The following is an 18,306-nucleotide window of genomic DNA, read 5'->3' on the forward strand; positions in this document are numbered from 1 at the left end:
CTATTCACTATTTTTCTCAATTTTTATTATTTTCTCCTATTTCTTTCTCGTCTTTATCTTTGTCGCCACTTTCATCATTTTCTTTGACTCTTTCATCATCAAAAAGGATTCTGACAGCTGGAGATTCATCATCTTCAAACTGTCCTTTTCGGGCATACACTATAAATACGACCAAGAAAATCGCAGCTAAAGAAACACTGCAGAGGATCATTAAATATAGAATATCCATTGGACAACAAAATTAACCTATTTTCGGGGTTCAAATTTAGTGAAAAATAATGACATTCATCACGAAATGCCGATTTCAGCTAATTTAAAATCAGTCTAAATAAGGGCCTTTAAGCCTGCTTTTTGAAATATTTCCGACCTAAAATCCAAGTTGAAACTGTAGTAAAGGTAACCACTGTGATCGAACTGATTGGCATAATGATTGCTGCGAAGAGCGGATGCATATGCCCTGTAACTGCGTAACTTAAACCAACAATATTGTACAAAAAGCTGATTATAAATGTCATTTTCACAATGGTGATAGAGCCTTTACAAACATTCAGATAATTGTCCAGGGTGACTACTTTATCACCATTCATGATGACATCAGAGGATGGTGTAAAACTGTTGGTGTCGTCGGCAATAGCAATCCCTACATTACTCTGTTTTAAAGCTCCTGCATCATTAAGGCCGTCTCCAAGCATTGCCACTTTCATGTGCTGATCCTGAAGGGTTTTTATATAATTCAGTTTGTCTTCCGGGCTCTGGTTAAAGGCCATTCCTTTGTAGTTTGGAATAAGCTCTTTAAGCTGGTTTTCTTCTGAGGAATTGTCTCCGCTCAGGATAAATATTTTGTAGTGGGTTAGTTTTGTGAAAAGTTCTCTCAGTTTCGGGCGGTATTCATTTTTAAAGATGAATTTACCTAGATATTCACCATTTTTACTGATATAAACTGCTGTTTCAAGGTTTTTAGGCTCCTGGTTGTTATACCTTGCGGATCCGATTTTATAAAGATTTCCTCTTACGCTGGCTTCATATCCTTTTCCTGAAATTTCAATGAAATTCTCTACAGGGAAATAATCATCGCTTACTTCAATGAACTCATATAATGATTTTGAAAGCGGGTGATTGGAGTTCTTTAATAATGTTTTGATATTCAAGGAATCAAACTCGTTGATCTCAGATCCGTCGTATTTGATATTTGATTTTTTTCTGTGGGTAATGGTTCCTGTTTTATCAAAAACAATCGTATCAAGTTTCGCGATTTTTTCAATCGTTAAAGTATCTTTTACATAAAATTTATTCCGGCCTAAAATCCTCATAATGTGTCCAAAAGTGAACGGTGCAGATAAGGCAAGCGCACAAGGACATGCGATAATCAGGATGGCTGAAATAACTTGGAACATCGTATTCAAATCAATAAAATACCAATAAGTTCCTGCGACCAAAGCAATACCTAAAATAATGAATGTGAAATATTTGCTGACGTTATTGGTTAGCGTGTCAAGCCCTGTTTCATGTTTTTTAAATGCTTCTTTATTCCAAAGCTGAGTTAAATAACTTTGATCTACGTTTTTAATCACCTCAAGTTCTAAAGAAGATCCAACCTGTTTTCCTCCCGCAAAAATTTTATCTCCGGGTTGTTTGCTGATACTTTCGCTTTCTCCGGTGATAAAACTGTTATCAATATTTCCTTCTCCGTTGATCAAAATTCCATCAACAGGGATGATTTCCTGATTTCTAACTAGAATCCTATCGCCAACTTTTATTTCAGACAATAGAATATTATCTTGTTTTCCTTCAAAATCAACTTTCGTTACGGCAATCGGATAGAAAGATTTGTAATCTCTGTCATAGGAAAGAGCACTGTATGTTCTTTTTTGGAAAATTTTCCCGAGAAGCATGAAGAATAAAAGTCCACAAAGGGTGTCGAAATATCCTGGACCATAATCTGTTACCACTTCATAAATACTTCTTCCGTATAGAACAAAGATTCCTAAAACAATCGGAACGTCAATGTTGACGATCTTATTTTTTAAACCATACCATGCAGATTTATAGTAATCAGAAGCTGAGTAAAATACAACGGGCGTCGCCAGAAGGAATATCAAGGTTCTGAATAAACCTTTATAATGTTCCATCCAATAATCTTCGCCTCCAATATATTCAGGAAAGGCCAGGAACATACCGTTACCAAAAGCAAAGGCAGCAATGGCAAATTTCACTAATAAAGATTTGTCGAGATGATCTTCATTTTTATCAGCAGTTTCAAGGCTGATAACCGGTTTATACCCTAGGTTGGTTAAAAATTTAGCGAGTTCGCTTAATTTCAGATCGTTATGATTGAATGAGATCTGCAAGGTCTTCCTGGTAAAGTTGACCTGAGAATATTTGATGTCCTTATGTAAAGTATGAAGGCTTTCCAATAGCCAGATACACGAAGAACAGTGAATTACAGGGATTTTGAATGTAACAAGACTGGTGCTTCCTTCAGAGAAATCAGTGACCTTTTCAAAAATTTCAGGAGTATCCAGGTAATCAAATTGGGTAGAATTTTCATCGTTCGGACGAATTCCTGCCCCTTTATTAAGCTCATAAAAGTTGCTTAAATTATTCGTGTTTAGAATTTCATAAACAGACTTACATCCGTTACAACAGAAAGTCCTTTCATCAAATAAAATTCTCTCTTTTTCTATACCTTGACCACAATGAAAACAGTTCTCGCTCACCACCATAATATATTGAACGACAAAATTATAACAATTTTTTTTGTTTATCGCGTTAAAAAGTTCTATTTTTGTGATAAATATCATATAAAATGCCGCAGGAACAACAGATAGCAATTGAAGAGAGGTTCGCCAAAGTTTTTAATGATAAATCATTTAAGGAAAGACTTTCTAGCGCAGATTTTGAAAAATACATTAATGGCAAGAAAAGACTGAGTTTTCAGAAACATGACACCATTTTCGAGGATGGTGAAACTCCCAAAGGAGTGTTTGTTCTGGAAAAAGGGGCTGCCAAACTTTCGAAATCAGGAGCGTTCGGGAAAGATCAGATTTTAAGATTTATCAAAGAGGGGGATATCATCGGCTATCGTTCTTTGCTTTGCGGGGAAAATTTCCAGGCCAAAGCAGAAGCAATGACAGATATTGAATGTGTTTTCTTACCTGCAGATATCTTTATGTATCTGTTAGAGGTAGATCCACAGCTGTCTTTCGTAATGCTTCAGAAAATCTCATACGAATTAGGTGAATCTTCAAATACCATTACTTTCCTTGCCCAGAAAACGGTAAGAGAAAGACTGGCGGAAATTCTTTTGCTTTTGGAGCAGAAGTTAGGAGTAGATCCTGAAGGGTTCATCAAGATCTCATTGACGAGAGAAGAAATTGCCAATATTATCGGTACAGCTACAGAAAGTGCCATCCGTCTGATCTCAGAATTCAAACAGGACAGTCTGATTGAAGTGGACGGAAGAAATATCAAGATTCTAAATCACGACAAACTCATGAAACTCGGTCACGTAGTTTTATAAAATCATACAAAACTTAAGTCGGCTGAAGGCCGACTTTTTAACTTTTAAAATAGATAAATTATGTCTGTTCACTCTGAAATTAAAAAAGTTACGACTGAAACCTTGCGTAAAATGAAATTCGACAAGGAGAAAATAACAATGCTTACAGCCTATGATTTTACCACAGCAAAGATGGTAGATGCAGGTGGAGTAGATGCTATTTTGATTGGAGACTCTGCAGCGAATGTAATGGCTGGTTTTGAAACTACATTACCTATTACGCTCGATCAAATGATCTATCATGCTCAAAGTGTGGTAAGGGGAACCGACAGAGCTTTGGTGGTAGCAGACTTACCTTTCGGAACTTATCAGAGTAATCCTGAAAAAGCATTGGAATCTGCAGTAAGGATGATGAAGGAAGGAGGAGCACATGCTGTAAAAATTGAAGGGGGAAAAGAAATTTCCAAGTCTATCAAAAAAATTATCAATGCAGGTATCCCGGTAATGGGGCATTTGGGATTAACACCACAATCAATCTATAAATTCGGAACCTATAAAGTAAGAGCTAAAGAAGAAGCAGAAGCTGAAAAATTGATCGCTGATGCACAGCTTTTAGAAGAATTAGGCTGTTTCTCTGTAGTATTAGAAAAAATACCTGCAGAATTAGCGAAAAAGGTTACAGAAAGCATTTCTATTCCTACCATTGGAATAGGGGCCGGAGCAGATTGTGACGGACAGGTTTTGGTATATCATGATATGGTAGGAATGAACAAAGGTTTCAGTCCGAAATTCTTAAGAAGATACCTTGACCTTTACACAGAAATTACAGGAGCGGTTGCTCAATATGTGAAAGATGTGAAAAGTGTAGAGTTTCCAAACGAAAACGAAAGCTATTAATCCATGCAAAATCAACAACAATCTATCCAGGGAATATTATCCATCGCAGCACTGATTTGTCTTGCGATCGGGTGGTTCAATTTATTTTCTCCGGAAATCAATCATTTACTTTCAAGAAAAGTTTTCTATGTCTTGATAGGTGCCAGCTTCTTTATTCAGGCTCCATTGCTTACCAACAAAAACTTTGTTTATGCGATGTATGCAGCAGCAGCTATTTGTGTAATCGGAGCTTTTATACCGGAAGGTTCAAAGCTTTCAGCGGTTAAAACAGTAGGGCTTCTGGCGGGAATTATTCTATCATTATCTAATAGAAGAAGGTAGACTGAAAAAGTATGAAGGAGCAGATTATATATGAAGACAATCATCTTCTGGTGATCAATAAAAAAGTCGGTCAGCTCGTACAGGGTGATAAAACCGGCGATGAATCACTATTAGAATCCATCAAGAATTTTATAAAAATAAGAGATGCTAAGCCGGGAAATGTTTTTCTCGGCTTGGTTCATCGTATAGACCGTCCTACATCAGGCTTGGTGATCTATGCAAAAACTTCCAAAGCGCTTTCCCGTCTTACCCAGATGGTGAAAAACCGTGAGGTTAAAAAAACGTATTGGGCCGTTGTGGGAAAAGAGATAATTCCACAGAGTCAGAGATTGGTTCATTATCTAAAGAAAAACGAGAAGAATAATAAAGCGATTGTCTTTCCTAAGGTTACGGAAGGAGCAAAAGAAGCCATTCTAACTTATCATGTGATCAAAACATTAGATAATTATCTGCTTCTTGAGATTGATCTTGAAACCGGGAGACATCATCAGATCCGTGCTCAGTTGTCAAAAACGGGAATTCCTATCAAAGGTGATTTAAAATATGGTGCTCCACGTTCCAATCCGGATGGAGGAATTAATCTTCATGCCAGAAAACTGGAATTTATTCATCCGGTAACCAAAGAAAACATTGAAATCATAGCTCCCGTTCCGCAGAATGATGCCATTTGGAGAGCTTGTGAAGAATAGTGAAGAATGTAAATAAAAAATAAAAAGCCCGTCTCTGGAATTGAGACGGGCTTTTTGTTTAAAATCATTTCAGATTTTGCCCATTCTAAAAAAATGTCTAACTTCGTCCCATACTTTAGGGGTGTCTGTTATCAACAGACTGAGACTTTACCCTTTGAACCTGATCTGGATCATACCAGCGTAGGGAAAAGTAGGTGACTTTTACTGTGCATTCTATTGTACAATAATGGCCATTCCTAAAGTATATTTAAAATATTAGGAATGGAACTTATAATCAACCACACCCGAAAAACATTTGATGTACTTCCTGAAACGCTGGAAGCATTATTGGCTATTGAACTACCCGGAAAGAAAAAAGGTATTGCCGTAGCCCTCAACAATCGCATTATTCCGCTGCCGCTCTGGGCGGAAACCATCCTCAACAATAACGATTCAATTTTAATCATTACTGCCACTCAAGGCGGTTAATTCTCATACTTAATACCTATACTTATGGCTCACTCCATTACATGTTCGCCATTTCCGAACTCAAAGAAAATCTATGTTGAAGGAACAATACACCCTATCAATGTAGCAATGCGTGAAATACAGCTTAGCCCAACCAAATTGACCAACGGTGGCTTTGAACATAATGCTCCGGTAACCATTTATGACACTTCAGGTCCTTATACCGATGAAAATGCAGTCATTGATATCCAGAAAGGACTTCCAAGAATCAGAGAACAATGGATTCTGGACAGAAATGATGTGAATATCCTGGATGGGATTACCTCTGAATATGGAAAAGCACGTTTAGCAGATCCACGTCTCGACGAACTGAGGTTTTCTTATGATCATAAGCCTAAAGTGGCACAGGAAGGAAAAGAACTGACCCAGCTTTACTATGCAAAGCAGGGAATCATCACTCCGGAAATGGAATATATAGCGATCAGGGAAAACCAAAGGATAGAACAGCTTGAATCTGTATCGAAAGAAATGGCTTTCCAGCATCCCGGACACAGCTTTGGAGCCAATACTCCGAAAGGAAAAATCACTCCGGAATTTGTAAGAGACGAAATTGCAGCAGGAAGAGCAATTATCCCCAATAATATTAATCACCCGGAAAGTGAACCGATGATCATCGGAAGAAATTTCCTAGTGAAAATCAATGCCAATATCGGAAACAGTGCTGTTTCATCCAGTATTGATGAAGAAGTAGAAAAAGCAGTATGGGCTTGCCGATGGGGAGCAGATACCATTATGGATCTTTCAACCGGGAAAAATATTCACGAAACAAGAGAATGGATTATCCGAAACAGTCCGGTTCCGATTGGTACGGTACCTATTTATCAGGCCCTGGAAAAAGTAAAAGGCGTTCCGGAAGATCTGACATGGGAAATTTTTAGAGATACCCTTATTGAACAGGCAGAACAGGGAGTTTCCTATTTCACCATCCATGCAGGAGTTTTGTTGAGATACATTCATTTAACAGCGAAAAGAGTAACCGGAATTGTCTCCAGAGGAGGTTCCATTATGGCGAAATGGTGTTTGTTTCATCATAAAGAAAGTTTCTTGTACACTCATTTTGAGGAGATTTGCGAGATCATGAAGAAGTACGATGTTGCTTTCTCTCTTGGAGACGGGCTTCGTCCCGGATCTATTGCAGATGCCAATGATGCAGCTCAGTTTGCTGAACTGGAAACTTTAGGTGAACTGACAAAAATAGCATGGAAACACAATGTACAGGTAATGATTGAAGGGCCCGGCCACGTTCCGATGCACATGATCAAAGAAAACATGGAAAAGCAACTGGAAGAATGCCATGAAGCTCCGTTTTATACCTTAGGACCTTTAACGACAGATATTGCTCCGGGTTATGATCACATTACTTCCGGAATCGGGGCTGCAATGATTGGATGGTTTGGATGTGCAATGCTTTGTTATGTAACACCGAAAGAGCATTTAGGTCTTCCAAATAGAGACGATGTAAAAGTGGGGGTTATTACGTATAAACTGGCAGCTCATGCAGCAGACCTGGCAAAAGGGCATCCTGGGGCGCAGTACAGAGATAATGCATTGAGTAAAGCAAGATTTGAATTCAGATGGGAAGATCAGTTCAACCTTTCATTAGATCCCGAAACAGCAAGAGCTTATCACGATGAAACATTGCCTGCAGAAGGAGCTAAAATTGCGCATTTCTGTTCTATGTGTGGTCCGAAATTCTGTTCAATGAAAATTACTCAGGAAATCCGTGAGTCTGCAGAACAGGGAATGTTTGATAAGTCTCAAGAGTTTATCGAAAAAGGGAAAGAAATTTATATATGATCCTAGTCATCACTCCTGAATTGATGGTTCCGAAAGAAACTGATACTATTAATCAGATGTTTCAGGAAGGGCTTGATTTGCTTCACATCCGTAAACCATGGATCACCCGCAATGAAATGATTGAGTTGATCAGCCAGATTGATAAAAAATTTTATCCACAGCTGGTGCTCCATACTCATTATGATCTTGGAAAGGAGTATGATATTTCAAGGTTTCATTTCAGGGAAATTGATCGTAAGGAAGAAACGTACAAACCTTTTGCAGAAGAAAATACAATTTCAACTTCGGTGCACGATATCACAACATACAATACGTTGGACAAAGAATGGGAATATGCTTTCATAAGCCCGTTCTTTCCAAGTATATCCAAAAAAGGATATGGAATAGATTCTACCATAAAAGAAGAAATAAAACATCGTAATAATCCGGATGTAAAGTTGATTGCCCTTGGAGGAATTGATCAGGATAATATTCACGAAGCTTTCGAAACAGATGCAGATGGAGTTGCTTTATTAGGGGCGATCTGGGAAAGTAAAGAACCCTTAAAAGTATTCAGAAAATGCAGGAACGTCCTTATGTCATAAGTATTGCGGGCTTTGATCCGAGTGGTGGAGCAGGCTTATTGTCAGATAGTAAAACCTTTGAACAATCGAAAGTGATGGGACTGGGAGTGTGTACAGCCTTGACATTACAAACAGCTTCCAAATGTCTGAGTTTAGAATGGCGTCCTGTGGATGAAGTGGTTGAAGCGATTCAGGTGCTGATGGAAAATTATCTCATTTCAGCAGTGAAAATCGGAATTGTGAAAGATGCGGAATTTCTGGGTAAAATTATTGAAGCAGTAAAGGCTGGTAACCCTGAAGTAAAAATCGTTTGGGATCCGGTGCTGAAAAGTACTTCTGAATTTACCTTTTTTGACCTTGAAACACTTCCACAGCTGAAGCACATTGTAAACGATATCAGCTTAATGACTCCCAATTACAATGAATATAGGGTTTTAAAGGAAAATAATCTTTTACCGGATACTAATAAATGTTCATTACTGATCAAAGGAGGACATAGAAAAGACCTTTTGGGAACGGATGTTTTAGTTGGAAACGGTACAGAAACACTTTTAAAACCAAGTGATGATAATGAGATCTGTTTTCCCAAGCATGGTTCGGGCTGTGTTTTATCTTCAGCCATTACAGCAGAACTGGCGAAGGGTGAAAATAGGGAAACAGCCTGTCGGAAAGGGAAATTATACATCGAAAAATTTTTAAAAAGCAATCCCTCGTTACTGGGAACACACTCATCGTAAATATGGAAAAATTACAATACATATCACAGGGAAATACAATACAGGAACAGGAACTTCATATTCGTAAAGCCCTGGATAACGGAATCAAATGGGTGCAGGTCCGATGGAAAAATGCTCCTGAAAACGAATTAATTAACCTCTGTGAAATATCAAAACAGCTTTGCTCGGAATATCAGTCTGTTTGTATCATTAACGATCATGTACAGCTGGCAAAAAAGATAGATGCTGACGGGGTCCATTTGGGATTGAATGACAGCTCTGTCGAAGAAGCAAGATTAATCCTGGGAGAAAATAAGATTATTGGCGGAACGGCGAATACCCTTGAAGATGTGCTTCAAAGGCTCAATGAATCTTGTGATTATATTGGTTTGGGACCATTGAGATTTACGGCAACCAAAGAAAAGCTAAGTCCTGTTCTTGGATTTGAAGGGTATCAGAAAATTGTTGATGGTTTAAGAGAAAAATCAATAGACATCCCCAGAATATTTGCGATTGGAGGTGTAACCCTTGAAGATATTTTGTCATTGCAGCAGATCGGAATCTATGGGGTTTCCGTATCAGGATTGATTACAAAACAGCCAACCATTATTAATGAATTAAAAAAAGTAATGATATGAACAATCAGAAATTAGAAATCGCAGGAAGAACTTTTGAATCAAGACTGTTTTTAGGAACAGGAAAATTCGGAAGTCTGAGAGATATGGTACAATCTGTCATCGCATCAGAAACCGATATGGTAACTATGGCTCTGAAAAGAATAGATGCCCAGTCTAATGAAGATGATCTGCTCGACTCATTAAGAGAAACAAAGGTTCATCTTCTGCCCAATACTTCTGGAGCGAGAACCGCCAAAGAAGCAGTATTGGCCGCGCAATTAGCCAGAGAAGCATTGGAAACAAACTGGGTGAAACTGGAAATTCATCCGGATCCGAAATATTTATTACCAGATCCTATTGAAACCCTATATGCCACCGAAGAACTTGCCAAACTAGGATTTGTCGTGATGCCTTACATTCACGCCGATCCTGTCCTGTGCAAACGTCTTGAAGATGCCGGAACAGCAGTAGTAATGCCTTTGGGAGCACCCATTGGCACCAATAAAGGATTAAGAACCCTGGACTTTCTGGAAATCATCATCAGCCAAAGTAATGTTCCAGTAGTGGTAGATGCAGGAATTGGAGCACCATCAGATGCAGCAAAAGCAATGGAAATGGGAGCAGATGCGGTGTTGGTAAATACAGCAATTGCCGTTGCCGGAAATCCATTGAATATGGCAGTAGCTTTTAAAGAAGGAGTTATTGCAGGAAGAAGAGCCTTTGAATCAGGATTGGGAGCAATAGCCAACCATGCCGAAGCTTCAAGTCCGCTCACATCATTTTTATTTGAATAAACCAAAATCATGAAAAGCTTTAAAGATGTTTTTGAAAACTATCAATGGGATGAGGTAAAGAATAAGCTTGAAAAAGTAAGTCTGTCTGATGTAAGACACAGTCTTCAGAAAAAGAATAAAACACTTGATGACTTTCTGAATTTCCTGTCACCAGCCGCTTCTCAGGAACTGGAACTGATGGCAAGAATGACACAGATGCTTACCCAAAAACGATTTGGAAAAACCATTCAGCTCTATGCTCCGCTGTATCTCAGTAATGAGTGTCAGAATATCTGTACCTATTGTGGATTCAGTCTTGATAACCAATTGAAGAGAAAAACGCTTTCTGATACGGAACTGATGATTGAAGCATCAGTATTGAAATCAATGGGAGTGAATCATGTATTGCTGGTAAGCGGAGAAGCCAATAAAATTGTAGGAGTTCCTTACTTTCAGAATGCTGTCCGTAAATTAAAACCTCATTTTTCCAATATTTCCATTGAAGTTCAGCCATTAATGGAAGAAGAATACAGGCTGCTTCATGAGGAAGGAGTACATTCTGTGTTGGTTTATCAGGAAACTTACCATCAGGACGTTTACAGAGAATACCATCCGAAAGGTAAAAAATCGAACTTCCATTTCCGGCTGGAAACTCCGGACCGTATAGGAAGAGCGGGGATTCATAAAATCGGTCTGGGAGTTCTCCTGGGACTTGAAGATTGGAGGGTTGATAGTTTTTTCAACGCCTTACACATTGATTATCTTCAGAAACAGTACTGGAAAAGTAAATTTTCTGTTTCCTTTCCAAGGCTCAGACCGGCAGAAGGAATCATAGAACCCAATTTTATTATGGAAGACAAAGATCTGCTTCAGCTGATCTGTGCCTATAGAATCTGGAATGAAGACCTGGAGATCTCTATTTCTACGAGAGAAAATGAAGTATTCAGAAATAATATTATATCACTGGGAGCAACAGCCATGAGTGCAGGATCAAAAACCAATCCGGGAGGCTATGCTGTGGATAAAGAATCCCTGGAACAGTTTGAAACCAGCGATGAACGAAGCATGGAAGAGATGAAAATAATGATTAAAAAAGCAGGTTATGATCCTGTGATGAAAGACTGGGATTCTGTTTACAGTGGATTTTAAATTTTTAAACCATTAAGAACTTTGAAGAGGTGAAGTTTAATTAAGAAAAATCAAAGATTTTTAAGATAGCATCTTTTTCAAGCGAAGCTCAACTTAACTTTCCTTAAAAACTTAAAGGATCTTAATGGTTCAATGATTATAAAGTATGAAATTAGAGTTACGATCCTGTCATGAAAGACTGGGATTCCGTGTACAGCGGATTTTAAATTTGTAAACCATTAAGAACTTTGAAGAGGTGAAGCTTAATTAAGAAAAATCGAAGATTTTTAAGATAGCATCTAGCTCAACTTAACTTTCCTTAAAAACTTAAAGAATCTCAATGGTTCAATTATAATTATGAAAAAAGATCATTTTTCACGATACAGTCGGCAGATATTTATTGAAGAAATAGGATTGGAAGGACAAAAGAAAATTAAGGCTTCAAAAGTCCTTGTTATAGGAGCCGGAGGTTTGGGAAGTCCCGTTATACAATATCTGGCTGCCGCAGGGATAGGAACTTTAGGGGTTGCAGATTTTGATCTGGTAGAACTCCATAACCTGAACAGACAGATTATTCATACCGAAAATAGAGTAGGAGTATCTAAGGTGAAGAGTGCTAAAATATTTGTAGAAGAGCTCAATCATCACGTGATATATAGAGAAATTGAAAAAAAAATAAATGAAGACAACGCTGAAGAACTTCTTTCACAGTATGATATTATAGTAGATGGATCAGACAATTTTTCAACAAGATATCTGGTAAATGATACCTGTGTAAAATTGAAAAAGACACTCATTTATGGGAGTATTTTAGGATTTTCAGGACAAGTTGCCGTATTCAACCATAAAGGAAGCAAAAACCTGAGAGATCTATTTCCGGACCCTCCTTTTGATGAAGATGTACCGGATTGTGACAGTCTTGGTGTTTTGGGAGCTCTGCCAGGAATAATAGGAAGTATGATGGCCATTCAGACCTTGAAAATCATTACGGATCTTCCGGTGAGCTTAAATCAGCTGACTCTGGTGGATACGCTGGATTGGAGATTTCAAACCATAGATTTTTGATGTAAATATAAACACTAATATTTTCACCAATAACACCACTTCAATATCAATAGGAACGGGCTTTAGCCCGTTTCACTTTTTAATACCATCCATTGGCTTTAGCCAAAACGTATTCCACATCAAAAAAAATAGGCAGTAATTATGTACTGCCTATTTTTTATCTTAAGAATTATTGTCCCTGCTGCATTACGCCGCCGTTATCTTCTTTTTTAGTACTATTGAGGATATTTGGATCTTCCTTCGCCAGCTTATTTCTGGTAGGAATCTTATAATTGATTGAGAATCCAAAGTTTCTCGTATCATATTTACTGCTGATCATTACCGGAGTTCCTTCTGGCGGATTAGAACGTACCTGCATCATCTGTCCGTTGAAAATATCATTCGCAAAAACAGAAAGCGTCAGACGGTTGTTCATAAATTTCTTCGTCAATGTAAGATCAAGCGAGTTGTTGAACGGTTTTTCTGCAGTGAAGTAGAAATATCCTGCTTTTGGAGTAAGATAGCTGTAATTGGCTGTCAGTTTGATGTCTTTAGGCAAGATAATCTGCGTCATGATATTGAAAATCCAGAAGCCTTTATTGTTCAGATTGTCAATTTCATGCTTCTGATAACCAGCATATAAATACATGAAGTTAATTTTATCAGGATTAAAATTAAATTTCATGATTTCGCTAAAAGGTTTGCTGAAAATCATAAAAGGAACCGGTAATCCAACGTTGAAATTGTGAATTTTCATATTCGAAATATTCACTTGCTCATTGAAGAGTTTTCTTCCGTCTTTTCGGATAATCTGTGCTACTTGATTACTTGCTGAACTTACGCTATATCCAATGAATGCATAGTCAAAAGCTGATATTTTTAATTCATAATTATCAAAAATAGTAGGCTGTAGATTCGGGTTACCGTTCACTTCTGTACTTGGCCCGGAGAAAGTTACGTTATTTGGATTCAGGGCAGAAATACTAGGTAAGCTGATTTTTTTGTTGTAATTCGCAGCAATATAAACCTGATTCATCACATTATACTGTACACTTGCATTCGGGAAAAGCTTAAATTTATTGAAAGGAATCAAATCAGCCTCCACCAGCTTTGCATCTTTGTTGAAGAATCTTGTTACCCCTGTAATGTCATAATTTTCAGCACGGGTACCCAATGTGAAGTCAAACTTTTTCAGCTTAGCCTGAAATTCCAAATACGTAGAAGCCGTCTGTCTCTGATATTCAAGATTGGTTAGACCAAAACTTTCCGTATCATAATCCTGCCTTTCATATAACCCTCCCAGGCTTATCTTTCCACCATCAAGAAGCTTAATGGGTTGAGCATAATCTACTTTGAAGTTGGTAATATTCATCACAGATTTATTGTTCAAAACATCTTTTAATCCATTCGTAGGACTATTGATTGGCAGGTTTGGAGCTGCTGCAAATGTACCATCTTGAAAGAAATTGTCCTGAGCAAACTTACTGTCAGATCTTGTATACCCCAACTGGAAGTCCAGCTTTTGAGATTTGTCTGCAAAACGCTTCTGATAAGTTACCACCGCTTCCTGTCTCAGGTTATTGGTATGAGCAACATCCGAAGAAGTATAAAAAGCTTCTCTTAAATCTTTTGGATTATTCTGAAAAGGTAAATCTCCATGACCGTTACTTAAAGTATAGTTATCATTATTATTGTGATAAATATCGTAGTTTACTAATAATCTGTCTTGCCCTAAATCAAAAGTCAATCCTGATTTTGCAAAATATCCTCGTCCATATCTGTCGGTATGACTCGATAGCAGCTCATCCTGCTGACCATTTAGCATACTTTCGCGGTAATTTTGACCCACATTCAGCTGCCAGCCGAAAAGTTTATTTCTTGCATTTAAATTAACAGAATTCGTGGTTCTGTTTCTATATTTATCGTAATTCGTGAAAGAATAATTCCCTGAATACGTAGCTGTTAAATATTTATTGGCATTTTTGTTGGTAATGATATTCATGATAGCACCTCCGGAAGTCGCTGGAAATTCAGCGCCGGGCTGGGTGATCACTTCAATTCTTTCTACAGAATTGGCCGGCATTCCTTCAAGAAAAGAGTTCAATTCATTAGAGGTGATATTCAAAGGTCTTCCGTTCAGATATACATCCAGTATTTTTCCCTGATACATCATCCCCGCAATATCTGTTGATACAAGCCCCGGAAGTTTTTTGATTCCTTCCAAAACGTTTCCGTTATTCAGCTGAGGCTGCTCGGAAAAGTCAAAAATGGTACGGTCTGCTTTTTGTTCAACGGCTTTTTTAGTTTTGGTGATGACTACACCTTCAATTTGCTTTTCTTTATCAGCAGTAGTGTTCTTTTCTTGTGAGAAGACCAGCATAGAACTTACCAGTGATAAAGCGAAGATAGTTTTTTTCATAATGTTTTTTACTGATATCCGGTTAGACGCTGAAAAAGAGAAATTGTTACGCTAAAATGGTGAAAATCGAAAAATTAAGCCAAATATTTTTTTATTTACGAAATAATTATATCTTTGTCAGGTAATTATCAAGAATCTCTAGATGGGATAGCAACCTGCAAAAACAAGCAAGGTGCTGCAATCGATAAGCCGGATCTTCCGGAAAAAATGTTTATCATTCTATCATTACCCCATCTTGAATTTTTGTTTTAAAGTTAAAATCAAATGTTTAAAGACAAGGGAAATCACCTTACATCAGTTATTTTTTATGCCTCGGATCATGAAGTGAGTCTTCATTATTCTGATATGTTCTCATGCCATTTCTACATGCGCATGTGTTGTTGTTTCTAGTCTTTTCTATTTCTAAAAAATAATACAAACATTTCGAGCATCTATGGTAACCTTAAAAATTAAGGCTACAGGATTTTTTTTGCTCAAAAAACAATTTTTAACAACAAAAAGTAAACAACAATCAACATGCATAATTTCAAAAAAAGAATCTTTGTTCCTTCTATTGCGCTTATCTCTACATTTTATTATGCGCAGACAGACACTTTACAATCTAAGAAAATAGATGATGTGGTTATTCTTGGGTCAAGAGGTTCCGGAAGATCACTCACAGATACACCCGTTCCGGTGGATATCATTAATATTTCTAAAATTTTAAAACAAAGTCCAACGAACAATATCAGCCAGGCTTTAAATTATATTGTACCTTCATTTTCATCCACCTCTCATACGGTGAACGATGGAACTGATTTTGTAGATCCGGCTCTTTTAAGAGGGCTAGGTCCGGATCAGGTGTTGGTTTTACTCAATGGAAAAAGAAGATATCAGTCTTCATTGATTAATGTTACCCTTACACCGGGAAGAGGATCTGTGGGAACCGATCTAAATGCTATTCCGGCCTTTGCTTTGGAAAAAATAGAGGTTTTAAGAGACGGGGCTTCTGCTCAATATGGTTCTGATGCCATTGCAGGAGTCGTTAATCTCGGACTAAAAAAGAGACTGGGACTTTCCGGACAGGTATTTCTGGGAGGGTATGCTTCTCCTGTTACCAATAATTTCTCCGGGGGAGTGGATGGACAGACTATTTCTGTAGACCTTAACTATGGTGCTAAAATTGGAAAAACAGGATTCATTAATATTACAGGTTCTGCACAATACCGAGATCCTTATTCCAGAGCGGGAGTAAGGGAAGGTGATATTTTCAATGCTTATAATGCCATTAATTACAGAGCATTGCAGGATGGCGTTAATATTGACGGTCTGTATAAAAATATCACCAATACGTCCAATACTCAACAGATTATTAATACTGTTAAACAATATGCTGCCAAGGTAGATTATTTTGGAACTAATTTTCAATCTCAAATTTCGGGAGCCAACAGCATTTCCGATCTTCAAAAAATATTGGGTAAAGATGTTACATCACAGGAACTGAATTACAGAGGATTGGAAAGAAAAGATTTCAGCCTGAGAGCAGGTCAGTCTAAATTACAGTCGGGGCAGCTCTTTTTCAACTCTGAAATTCCTGTGAATGATGATTGGAAAGTTTACTCATTCGGTGGTTACAGTTACCGTCTTGGAAATGCCGGAGGATTTTACAGACTTCCGAATACGGAAAGAAACATCAATGCTGTTACTCCCAATGGATATCTTCCACAGATTGAAGCAGCGGTAAATGATTATTCTCTCGCAGCCGGAATCAAAGGAAAATGGAATGGCTGGAATGTGGATTTCAGCAATACGTTTGGGAAAAACACCTTTGGTTTTGGAGTTGTCAATACATTTAATGCATCACTTACAGATGGCTCTCCAAGAACTTTTGATGCCGGAGGATCTGAGTTCTCACAAAATACAGTTAATCTGGATTTCTCCAAAAAATATGATGTCCTGAAAGGATTAAACCTTGCCTTTGGTGCTGAATACCGACATGAAAACTATAAAGTGAATGCCGGAAAAGAAAACTCTTATGCTTCTTACGATATTTATGGGCGTGTGGTAACAGCCAAAACCCCTGAAAATGAAAAAGTAACTGATTTCTTCGGAAGTATAAGGCCAGCCGGAGCACAGGTTTTTCCAGGTTTTAGTCCGGAAAATGCTGTTTCGGGAAATAGAAACAGTATTGCTGCATATGCCGATGCAGAGCTGGAAGTTACGGACGGATGGTTGCTGGAAGGAGCTTTACGATATGAGAATTATTCAGACTTCGGGTCTACATTCAATTATAAAGTGGCCACCAATGTAAAGCTGGCACCCAATCTAAACTGGAGAGGTGCTTTTTCTACAGGGTTTAGAGCGCCTTCTTTAGCTCAAATTTATTATAGTTCCACTTCTACATTGATTCAGCAGGGAAAAACTACACAAGTGGGAACTTTCAGAAATAATTCTGAAGCAGCACAGGCATTGGGTATTCCAAAATTAAAACAGGAAACTTCGCAATCTTACAGCACAGGAATTACATGGAAAATTCCATCATTAAGTCTTACTTTTACAGCAGATGCTTATTTAATAAAGATTAAGGACAGAGTAGTGCTGACAGATCTTTTCTTCCGCCCTGATGGTAATTTTACCCCAGGTTCAGATCAGGCAGTTTTGCAAAGTGCTTTTGATCTGGCAAGGGCTAGTGCTGCTAACTTTTTTGCCAATGCGGTAGACTCTCAGACGAAAGGGTTGGATATTACTATTTCTCAGAATTCAAAGATTTCATCAGGGGTTTCTTTGGAGAATAATTTGGGAATCAATTTTAATCAGACCAAAAGAATCGGGGATATTCATGCTTCGCCTAAATTGATAAGCCAGATTGATAATTATTTTTCAGAGCCGAACAGAGTCTATTTTGAAGAGGCGGTACCGCGCGTAAAAGCGACTTTATCCAATGTTTTAAGAGTTTCCGGGTTTACCTTCCTGCTGCGTAATTCGTTCTTTGGCAAAGTGACCGATGCGGATGTTTTAGACGCTAATTTTGACGGTGTGACAGGAAGTACAGAGCATTTTATCCTTAATAGCCGTTTTGTAACAGATTTATCCGTAGGATATGATTTTAATAAAAATATTTCCGCAACGATCGGAAGCAATAACATCCTGAATATTCTGCCATCTAAAAGTCCGAATATAAGTTCATTAACGGCCGATAATCAGTTTGTGTATTCCAGACAGGTTTCCCAGTATGGGATAGGAGGAAGGTTTTTGTTTGCAAGAATCGAATTCAGGTTCTGATAGATCAAGCTTAAATGTCTTAATAAAAAAACAGAGAGTTTATCTCTGTTTTTTTATATTCTATTACACCATAAA

The 18,306-nt window shown here is 37.8% G+C and carries 16 protein-coding genes and 2 riboswitches; of the genes, 13 read left to right on the forward strand and 3 right to left on the reverse strand.

Annotated elements, in window-relative coordinates:
• Positions 1–16: 16 nt before the first annotated feature.
• Positions 17–229 (reverse strand): cbb3-type cytochrome oxidase assembly protein CcoS, encoded by a 213-nt coding sequence (ccoS, locus tag C1634_RS21865; protein ID WP_103232095.1) that lies wholly within the window; start codon positions 227–229, stop codon positions 17–19.
• A gap of 109 nt (positions 230–338) precedes the next feature.
• Positions 339–2,717, reverse strand: coding sequence for a heavy metal translocating P-type ATPase (locus C1634_RS21870; protein WP_109739153.1), 2,379 nt, complete (start codon positions 2,715–2,717; stop codon positions 339–341).
• 89 nt (positions 2,718–2,806) lie between these two features.
• Between C1634_RS21870 and C1634_RS21875 the strand changes: the two genes are divergently transcribed.
• The 12 genes from C1634_RS21875 to C1634_RS21930 all read left to right on the forward strand — a co-directional run bounded on the left by C1634_RS21875 (position 2,807) and on the right by C1634_RS21930 (position 12,572).
• Positions 2,807–3,520 carry a Crp/Fnr family transcriptional regulator gene (locus C1634_RS21875; RefSeq protein ID WP_109739126.1) on the forward strand — a complete coding sequence of 238 codons (714 nt, stop codon included), beginning with the start codon at positions 2,807–2,809 and terminating at the stop codon, positions 3,518–3,520.
• Positions 3,521–3,580: 60 nt separating this feature from the next.
• Positions 3,581–4,396: a 3-methyl-2-oxobutanoate hydroxymethyltransferase gene (gene panB / locus C1634_RS21880; protein WP_103232094.1), complete on the forward strand. Its 816-nt coding sequence runs from the start codon at positions 3,581–3,583 to the stop codon at positions 4,394–4,396.
• A gap of 3 nt (positions 4,397–4,399) precedes the next feature.
• Complete coding sequence (locus tag C1634_RS21885) at positions 4,400–4,717, forward strand: hypothetical protein (protein WP_103232093.1); 318 nt, start codon at positions 4,400–4,402, stop codon at positions 4,715–4,717.
• A gap of 11 nt (positions 4,718–4,728) precedes the next feature.
• The gene (locus C1634_RS21890) at positions 4,729–5,406 is read left to right on the forward strand and encodes an RluA family pseudouridine synthase (protein WP_103232092.1); all 678 of its coding nucleotides are present in this window, start codon (positions 4,729–4,731) and stop codon (positions 5,404–5,406) included.
• Between the two features lie 107 nt (positions 5,407–5,513).
• Positions 5,514–5,610: riboswitch (TPP riboswitch) on the forward strand.
• 57 nt (positions 5,611–5,667) lie between these two features.
• The gene (thiS, locus tag C1634_RS21895; RefSeq protein ID WP_103232091.1) at positions 5,668–5,874 is read left to right on the forward strand and encodes a sulfur carrier protein ThiS; all 207 of its coding nucleotides are present in this window, start codon (positions 5,668–5,670) and stop codon (positions 5,872–5,874) included.
• A 24-nt stretch (positions 5,875–5,898) separates the two neighbouring features.
• The gene (gene thiC, locus C1634_RS21900; RefSeq protein ID WP_103232090.1) at positions 5,899–7,710 is read left to right on the forward strand and encodes a phosphomethylpyrimidine synthase ThiC; all 1,812 of its coding nucleotides are present in this window, start codon (positions 5,899–5,901) and stop codon (positions 7,708–7,710) included.
• Positions 7,707–8,294 carry a thiamine phosphate synthase gene (locus C1634_RS21905; RefSeq protein ID WP_103232089.1) on the forward strand — a complete coding sequence of 196 codons (588 nt, stop codon included), beginning with the start codon at positions 7,707–7,709 and terminating at the stop codon, positions 8,292–8,294. The genes thiC and C1634_RS21905 overlap by 4 nt, the downstream gene beginning before the upstream one ends.
• The gene (locus C1634_RS21910) at positions 8,270–9,010 is read left to right on the forward strand and encodes a hydroxymethylpyrimidine/phosphomethylpyrimidine kinase (protein WP_103232088.1); all 741 of its coding nucleotides are present in this window, start codon (positions 8,270–8,272) and stop codon (positions 9,008–9,010) included. The genes C1634_RS21905 and C1634_RS21910 overlap by 25 nt, the downstream gene beginning before the upstream one ends.
• A gap of 2 nt (positions 9,011–9,012) precedes the next feature.
• Positions 9,013–9,627 carry a thiamine phosphate synthase gene (locus tag C1634_RS21915; protein ID WP_103232087.1) on the forward strand — a complete coding sequence of 205 codons (615 nt, stop codon included), beginning with the start codon at positions 9,013–9,015 and terminating at the stop codon, positions 9,625–9,627.
• Positions 9,624–10,400, forward strand: coding sequence for a thiazole synthase (locus C1634_RS21920; RefSeq protein ID WP_103232086.1), 777 nt, complete (start codon positions 9,624–9,626; stop codon positions 10,398–10,400). Before C1634_RS21915 ends, C1634_RS21920 begins: the two co-directional genes overlap by 4 nt.
• Positions 10,401–10,409: 9 nt before the next feature.
• Positions 10,410–11,528, forward strand: coding sequence for a 2-iminoacetate synthase ThiH (thiH, locus tag C1634_RS21925; protein WP_109739127.1), 1,119 nt, complete (start codon positions 10,410–10,412; stop codon positions 11,526–11,528).
• 336 nt (positions 11,529–11,864) lie between these two features.
• The gene (locus C1634_RS21930) at positions 11,865–12,572 is read left to right on the forward strand and encodes a HesA/MoeB/ThiF family protein (protein WP_165835379.1); all 708 of its coding nucleotides are present in this window, start codon (positions 11,865–11,867) and stop codon (positions 12,570–12,572) included.
• A 169-nt stretch (positions 12,573–12,741) separates the two neighbouring features.
• Here the strand turns inward: C1634_RS21930 and C1634_RS21935 are convergent, their stop codons facing one another.
• A complete protein-coding gene (locus tag C1634_RS21935) occupies positions 12,742–14,970 on the reverse strand; it encodes an outer membrane beta-barrel protein (RefSeq protein WP_109739128.1) in 2,229 nt (742 codons plus the stop codon).
• Between the two features lie 120 nt (positions 14,971–15,090).
• Positions 15,091–15,188: riboswitch (SAM-I-IV-variant riboswitch) on the forward strand.
• Positions 15,189–15,486: 298 nt separating this feature from the next.
• On the opposite strand from C1634_RS21935, the gene C1634_RS21940 reads away from it, so the two are divergent.
• Entirely contained in the window at positions 15,487–18,231 is a 2,745-nt protein-coding gene (locus C1634_RS21940) for a TonB-dependent receptor plug domain-containing protein (protein ID WP_103232082.1), read from the forward strand.
• Positions 18,232–18,306: the final 75 nt, after the last annotated feature.

Source organism: Chryseobacterium viscerum, from assembly GCF_002899945.2.
In the GTDB taxonomy this organism is placed as follows: domain Bacteria; phylum Bacteroidota; class Bacteroidia; order Flavobacteriales; family Weeksellaceae; genus Chryseobacterium; species Chryseobacterium viscerum.